The sequence below is a fragment of the Pseudomonas sp. SIMBA_041 genome, from assembly GCF_046535095.1.
Lineage (GTDB): Bacteria > Pseudomonadota > Gammaproteobacteria > Pseudomonadales > Pseudomonadaceae > Aquipseudomonas > Aquipseudomonas mucoides.
Genome location: NZ_JAWRXJ010000018.1, coordinates 38,494 through 45,034, shown reverse-complemented (window position 1 = coordinate 45,034; position 6,541 = coordinate 38,494). Strand labels below are relative to the sequence as shown.

The following is a 6,541-nucleotide window of genomic DNA, read 5'->3' as shown; positions in this document are numbered from 1 at the left end:
CGTGCGCAGCGGTGGCCGGTGATGCAGACAGATCGTTCATGGCAAAGCTCCACAGGAATGAGTGGCGCCATGCTAGGTATCCGAGCCCTGCGGAAAAACAGTGCGCAGCTCCGATCACTGCGGATCAATCGTTCCGCAATCGAACAGGCGTGCCGCCATTAGCGCCTTTCCTGTCCGCAGTGTTCGGCCCTTTGGCCGGTTTTTCCGCGGGGCTCCGCTCCCTAGACTTCACCTCGTCAGCCAAACCCTACGAGGACCTTCCCATGACACCTGCACACTCCCCTATTCGCGTCGGCATCATCGGCGTTGGCAACTGGGCTCGCCACGGCCATCTGCGCGTGCTTAATCTGCTGCCGCAATATCACCTGCAAGCGGTGTACAGCGAACACCGCGAACGTGCCGAAGCGGCAGCCGGTGAATATGACATCACGCAAGTGGCGGACTCCGTCGACGCGCTGGTCAACAACCCTGAAGTCGATCTGGTCGTGGTACTCAACACCGCCCCGCAACACGAAAAAACCGTGCGTGCCGCCATCGCCGCCGGCAAAGACGTCTACTGCGAATGGCCGCTGACCATCACCACCGCAGACTCCGAACAACTGCTGCACCTGGCCAAGGATGCCGGCGTGCGCCACATCGTCGGCCTGCAACGCCGCCACGCACCGCACAATCGCTACCTGCAAGACCTGCTGCAGCAAGGCTTCGTCGGCAAGGTGCGCTCCGTGCGCATGCACGTCAGCATGAATTACTTCCAGGCCCTGCGCCCCAACGCCCTGCGCTGGACCGCCCCCGAGGAAAACTTCTCCAGCGTCATCGCCATCTACGCCGGACACTTCCTCGACATGCTCTTCACCGCCACCGGTTGGCCCGTGAGCGTCTCAGGGTTGATGGTCAATCAGTTCCCGAAAGTGACCATCAAGGAAACCGGCGAAGTGCTGGACAGCACCGCCCCCGATCAGCTCGTACTCAGCGGCATGCTTGAAGACGGCGGCGTGATTTCGATCCACATCGAAGGCGGCAAACGCAACGGCTCAGGCGTGCAGATCGACATCACCGGCGACCAGGGCGACCTGAAAATCACCAACCGTTCGGCATTTGGCGAGGTCGGCGATGATTACGTGATCGAAGGTGCCCACGGCGACAATCTGGCACTGGAAGCACTGCCACTGCCTGCCAGCTATCAGCGTCTGCCCGAGTCGACATTGCCTTCGGCGGTGCTGGAACTGGCTGAGCTGTATTACGTGTATGCGCAAGACGTGGTCGACGGCAGCCATGGTGCGGCGACGTTTGAAGAGGCGGTGCGTTTGCATCGGTTGTTGGATGCGGCCAAGTAAAAGACTCAGATCAAACCGGCCTTCTTCCAATTGGCGAGCAGCCCCTTCGAGACCTCAAAATGCATCCCGTCCTCGACTGGAAAAGCAGCGCCCCAGTACCAACCTGCTGAGTTGAAGTAAGTGGAAAGGATCAACAAACCGCGCTGAATCTTGCCATCCCCCTGGGGGTCGAGGTCCGATTCAAGTTGCACATCGAGTGCCGTCCCCCACGAATGGTTCGAGATCGAAGGGCCGATTCTTCCATTGATTTTGGTGTATCTGGAACACAGCATTCCCTGTGTTTTCAAAATCGCATAGAGGTCCGGGACTTCAAGGTTTACCCGCGAAAAAATGCTCACCAGTGAGTCCAGGGCGGGCTTGAGTCCTGTGACTTTTAACGGTCCTACATTGCGGGTTTCAAGCCTCTTCTTGAAATCAGGATTGTCCGGCGCCTTGCATTTTCCCTTGGGGTCATATTGACCACCCACCACGGGATGCCCGAAAAACCCAAGCATGTCGGCATTTCTGGGGGATGTCAGTCCTTTGTTGAACGTATCTTTGGGGGGAAGTGCAATCAGTTCCAGGTAGTCCATATCAGCCTCACATTCACGGCCACTGGCCGGATCACGGTTAAGTAGGCATTTCAGGTCCGGACTTGGTCAAAAGGTAATCTTGACCTCCACCCACAAGCCCGTTGGATGGTAGGCCAGTACCGCCGGATTTTTGGCCGCGGTCGGTATTCTCATGAATGTTGCGGTTTCGGTGGCAATGTCACTGTCGCCGATCAGCACCCGGTTTTTGGTGCTGGTGTTCAGAGCGCTGTAAAGGTCCGGATAAGGCATGTTCCAGTCGTTACCCTCAGCGACTTTAGTGACCAGGGGAATCATCGCGACCAACCTTGGGTCGGTCATTTTCTGCAACCCCAACTGACGCAGTGTCGCGTTGTGGCTGCAATGGTGGCCGACCTTGTACAGCGTGACGCGTGCGAGGATTTCATCGACGGTGAGCGCACGCTCGCCTGCCGGGACAGGCGAGCGCGGATAAGTCTGGTCAGTCCACGACAGCCAATTGCCCACTTGAGCGTCACCGGGAAACAACAGAATTTGCTCATCCGCCAGTTCAAACGCCAGCACCAGGCTGGTGTTGTTGGTGTCGGAGTCCATTTTCAGCGCCAGCGTCTCGGCAGACGAATACCACTCGTCATCGATTTGTCGCCATTGCGCGGCGGGGTCGAAGTACAACTCCAGGGTCAATGTGCGTTCTTTCGGCGGTCGTTTTTCGATCGTCTCCAGCGCACGCTGATGTGGCAGTGCGAAGGGAAGATCCACCTTGTCGACAGCTTTTCCGTTGAGGTGACCGACCTGAATTTCTACGGCGTGTGCGTCTTCCTGACGGGTCAGGTACACCTCCTTGTCCGCCCCTGGCGAGGGTGTGTCCTTGCGCAACCGGTCTTCTCTTTTGGGCGGTCCCAGCACGTAGGCTTTGAGCCCCTCGATCCCTTGCGGCCGGGCAACATCGCCCGGTTCCAAGTAGCGGGTTCGTGCAGGCGTGGCCTTTTCCTTGAGCATATCCAGCGTGCTGGCACCGGTCGGACGAGCGCCGTCTTTCATGCCCATAAACTCACTGAGACCAAATACTGTCTTGATGTGAATGTCCGGTTTTTCCCCTATCGCAAGCCCGGCCATTTTCGGGTTGGAGACCAAGGCAGACAGCGCATTCCTGGTCTTATCAAAACGCTGGCGCAACTCAATGGCCCGAGGGTCGGTCGGGCTCTCGGTCCAGGCGAGCCAAAACTCTCGAATGTCGAACTTATTCTTGAAGGTGTCCTGTTCGTAGAGAAAACCGGACAGGTGATCGTGATGCTCGTGAGTGACAACCAGCAAATCCAGCTTGCCGCCCGTGGTTGCCAGAAGATCTGCGACAATATTTTTCATCAGGACTTTCGCACCCGTAACGCCCTGCAATACCCCGCAGTCAATCAGGATGTGCTTGACCTCTTTGTTCTCCACTTCCTGGCGCAACAAAAAACAGTCACCCAGGATGCCGCGATACATGCGCACCGATACCGTGCCGTGCAGAGTGCTCGTCGTCATGCCGTCAGACTCCACGATGCATCATGGCAAACGGGTTGTCGTTGGCGTGTGCGTCCCGGTATGTCAGCGCCAGACTGTCGGTGCCCACCCCGAGAAAATCACGCTGGAACGCCAGTCGCTCCTCATCATCAATGCGCTTACGAATCACATAACGGACTTTTCGATCACGCAGATCGATGATCAGCGTCGCACCCCCCCGGAAAAGAAAGTCACTGGTCAAGGGTGGTGTCGGCCCCACCATGTCCTGTTGATCCTGGATAGCCTGTTTGTGTTTATCCAGGAATCCTTGCCGCTTTTGCGTGACCTCGATCACCAACTGACGCAGATCCTGACCATCGGGACCTGCTCGACGGCAAGTGCGCACCGAGTGCACCTCGACTGCCGGCTCGATTCCGTTGAATCGTGGAAAGAGGCTGCCGGCGATGTATCCGGGCGTCCGGTCGGTATTGAAAATGACCCCCAGGGCATCTGCCCATCCAGAGTTCGAACCGCAAACCTTCATGATCCAGTGCCAGACAATCCTGCGATTTCGCTCGGACTGGCGAAAGCCCTTGTGCCGCTGATATTGCGGGGTGATATCCAGCGTTGGCGTACCTTTGGGTGCCTTAAGCAGATCCTTGGCCACCAGATCGACTGCCGCCGCTTCCCATAACAGACTGTCGGGTGCCAACGACAAGCAGTTAGCGGGCAGGATGCCGCGACGCCGGAATGCCTGAATCATTGCCAGGCGATATTGCATGGGGTCGTCCGGGATCAGGTCGGTGTCCGCCGTGATGATTGCCCGCAAGAACTCGCCGAAGCGCACATCCACCGGTGGCAAGTAGTCCAGCGCGCGAATGCACATGCGCAAGACATGATCCGCCGACTTGATCGCTTCTCGGGTCAAGCGCTGGACCAACTCCGGTGGCAGGCGATTGCGCGCGCCTTCTCCATTGTCGGCCAGACGTAAGAGATCGGCAGAGCGCTGCTCGTAGATGCTGACAAACGCATCGAACACCGCAGCGACCAGGATTGCACCGCGCTGGTGTGGCTCGCCTACTTTGGACAGCAAGGTCGGGTCGGGCAATTGCTGGCTGTCCTTGTCGTCGATGGCCTCGCGCAATGCGGCATACCGGCCCGTTGCCTCCCCGAATTGCCGCGCCAGGCCACTCAGCCAGGAGCGCTGATTGAGGCTGCCGCCATTGCCGGCCACATACATCGACACAGCCTCCGGCAAGGTGAAATGCATCATCAGCGCCACGATGTCGGCAAAGGCTTCATGAAAGGCCAGGCTGTCCGAGCTTGTCGACTCGCTGTAGCGACGGTGCAAACCATCGAGAATGGCGTGGGTGGTTTCGTGGGCAATGATGTCGTGGGACAACGCCGTGAATACCCAACTGCCTGGCAGGTTGGCGCCGGGATCGCTCATGGACGCCTTGAAGTAACCGAACAGCAAAGCCTTTTTGTCTTTGCTGTAATAGGCATTGGCCTCACGTAACCCATGAGGATAAATGCGCAGCTTGCGAACCTCCTTGTAGGTGTTGGACTGTTCATCCCACTGCGGGCACCAATACACCTTGCGGCCCAGCGCACGCTCGAACAGCTTTACGGTTTTCATCGCAACGGCAAACACCATCTGCTGATGAAAGCGCGGGTCTCCTTCAGAAGGCGTCAAGCCGTCCTGCGCCAGCAGATGACGGTCGTCGAGATCCACCGGGTCGTAAAACTGAGCGCTGCCTGGATCAATATCGATGACCTCGAAGTACTCATTGACCGGGCCGGGCTGCATTTTCGCTTCCCAGCGTTCCTCCCACGGAATCTGGATGGTTGCGTGACTGATACGCGCCGTTTCCAACTGCGTGGAGGCCTGCGGATCGAACGCGTAGACCCGTAGTTTGCGCATGGGCGGTGGTGGGTAGTTGTTCATCTGCATCCCCTGTGCGCGGGTTAACCATCAAAGGTGCAATTCGATATCGACCATCGCACCAGCCAGCAGCGTGCCGCTCCACACCTCACTACAATTCGCCGGGTTGCCCACGTCCACCAGACGGATGCTTAGCGGCACGCCGACGGCGACATCCCAACCACCCGAATGGGGAAAGCGGCCGAAGTCGCGAAAGAACAGATACCTCAGGGGGGTTCTGTTCGAGGGACGATTCAGTTGCCCGACCACGTTAAACACACCGGCCGTCATGATCTCTACCCTCACCGCGCTGACGCCCGGATTCGCCGCAACCTTTAACCAGGTGACGGATATCCAGGCCTGTGTCGGCGCAGGTCGAGGCTTGATGTTTTCCGCCGTGAGCACACTTCTGTAGCCCAACGTGACCAGCAGTTTGTTGACGCCGGCACTGCCGCCGGCAATCACCATCGCGGTCAGCAAATTGGCGAACCACAGGTCCTTGGGTGCAATAGCGGGAAATTTGTATTGCGCTGCCAGCGTCTGCACAACGTTGACGTTGAACCAACAAACCACCAACAATGCCATGAACAACATGCACGGAGTTTTCATCCCGCGACCGTCGAACAGAATCAGAAACGGACGCCAGTTGAAAACAATCGCCATCGCCGATTCCAACAACGTTGCCAGTACGAACAGTTTCAAAAGCGTCGACGCCGACGCGTCAAGATCACCGACGACAGCCACATGATCGGTACTTGCAGGCTGTTCAGAAGGAGGTGGCTCCGCAGCGGGATCCGCAACAGCCTGCGTAACCGAATCTGCTGCCTGAACCGATACCGGAGAAACAGGAAGATAAATCAGCAAGATAGCCAACAACCAGAGCACACGACGAAAGTTGCGCATACATCCTCCTGGGGCCATTCGCGTACCAGCTGTTAACCCGCTGAAACAACCATCCAACAAGTTGTTAAATTACTGATACGCAAACTTGTTTTGTTGATGCAGCAGCGCGCAACCTTTCGTTTGCAGCGTAGTTGACCGCAGCGGCAACGCAACAAACTTTAAATTACACTTAATACCTTTCCGCTACTGCGGTTATTCCGAGGACACGCCCCGAACAACTTCAAGTTTTGTGTCTGTCATTTAAAGATCGCAGCAAGCAACTGTGTGCGTAACGAAAGAAAAGCTGATTGCTTTCCACTGCTGGAATTTCAAACACTTCTAAAGTAATTCTCTTCGTCGCCGATTCTTCA

The 6,541-nt window shown here is 57.1% G+C and carries 5 protein-coding genes; 1 reads left to right on the top strand and 4 read right to left on the bottom strand.

Annotated features, from left to right (window positions below):
• Nucleotides 1-263 precede the first annotated feature (263 nt).
• Nucleotides 264-1,334: a Gfo/Idh/MocA family protein gene (locus tag SB725_RS29495; protein ID WP_410922964.1), complete on the top strand. Its 1,071-nt coding sequence runs from the start codon at nucleotides 264-266 to the stop codon at nucleotides 1,332-1,334.
• 5 nt (nucleotides 1,335-1,339) lie between these two features.
• Here the strand turns inward: SB725_RS29495 and SB725_RS29490 are convergent, their stop codons facing one another.
• The 4 genes from SB725_RS29490 to SB725_RS29475 all read right to left on the bottom strand — a co-directional run bounded on the left by SB725_RS29490 (nucleotide 1,340) and on the right by SB725_RS29475 (nucleotide 6,191).
• Entirely contained in the window at nucleotides 1,340-1,906 is a 567-nt protein-coding gene (locus SB725_RS29490) for a M15 family metallopeptidase (RefSeq protein ID WP_410922962.1), read from the bottom strand.
• A 66-nt stretch (nucleotides 1,907-1,972) separates the two neighbouring features.
• A complete protein-coding gene (locus tag SB725_RS29485; protein WP_410922961.1) occupies nucleotides 1,973-3,406 on the bottom strand; it encodes a hypothetical protein in 1,434 nt (477 codons plus the stop codon).
• 4 nt (nucleotides 3,407-3,410) lie between these two features.
• Nucleotides 3,411-5,312: a hypothetical protein gene (locus tag SB725_RS29480; RefSeq protein WP_410922960.1), complete on the bottom strand. Its 1,902-nt coding sequence runs from the start codon at nucleotides 5,310-5,312 to the stop codon at nucleotides 3,411-3,413.
• Nucleotides 5,313-5,339: 27 nt separating this feature from the next.
• On the bottom strand, nucleotides 5,340-6,191 hold the full coding sequence (locus SB725_RS29475; protein ID WP_410922959.1) for a hypothetical protein: 852 nt from the start codon (nucleotides 6,189-6,191) through the stop codon (nucleotides 5,340-5,342).
• Nucleotides 6,192-6,541: the final 350 nt, after the last annotated feature.

Coding starts and splice junctions, on each gene's coding strand:
- SB725_RS29490 (WP_410922962.1), bottom strand. CDS start 1,906: ATGGACTACCTGGAACTGATTGCACTTCCCCCCAAAGATACGTTCAAC.
- SB725_RS29475 (WP_410922959.1), bottom strand. CDS start 6,191: ATGCGCAACTTTCGTCGTGTGCTCTGGTTGTTGGCTATCTTGCTGATT.
- SB725_RS29485 (WP_410922961.1), bottom strand. CDS start 3,406: ATGACGACGAGCACTCTGCACGGCACGGTATCGGTGCGCATGTATCGC.
- SB725_RS29480 (WP_410922960.1), bottom strand. CDS start 5,312: ATGAACAACTACCCACCACCGCCCATGCGCAAACTACGGGTCTACGCG.
- SB725_RS29495 (WP_410922964.1), top strand. CDS start 264: ATGACACCTGCACACTCCCCTATTCGCGTCGGCATCATCGGCGTTGGC.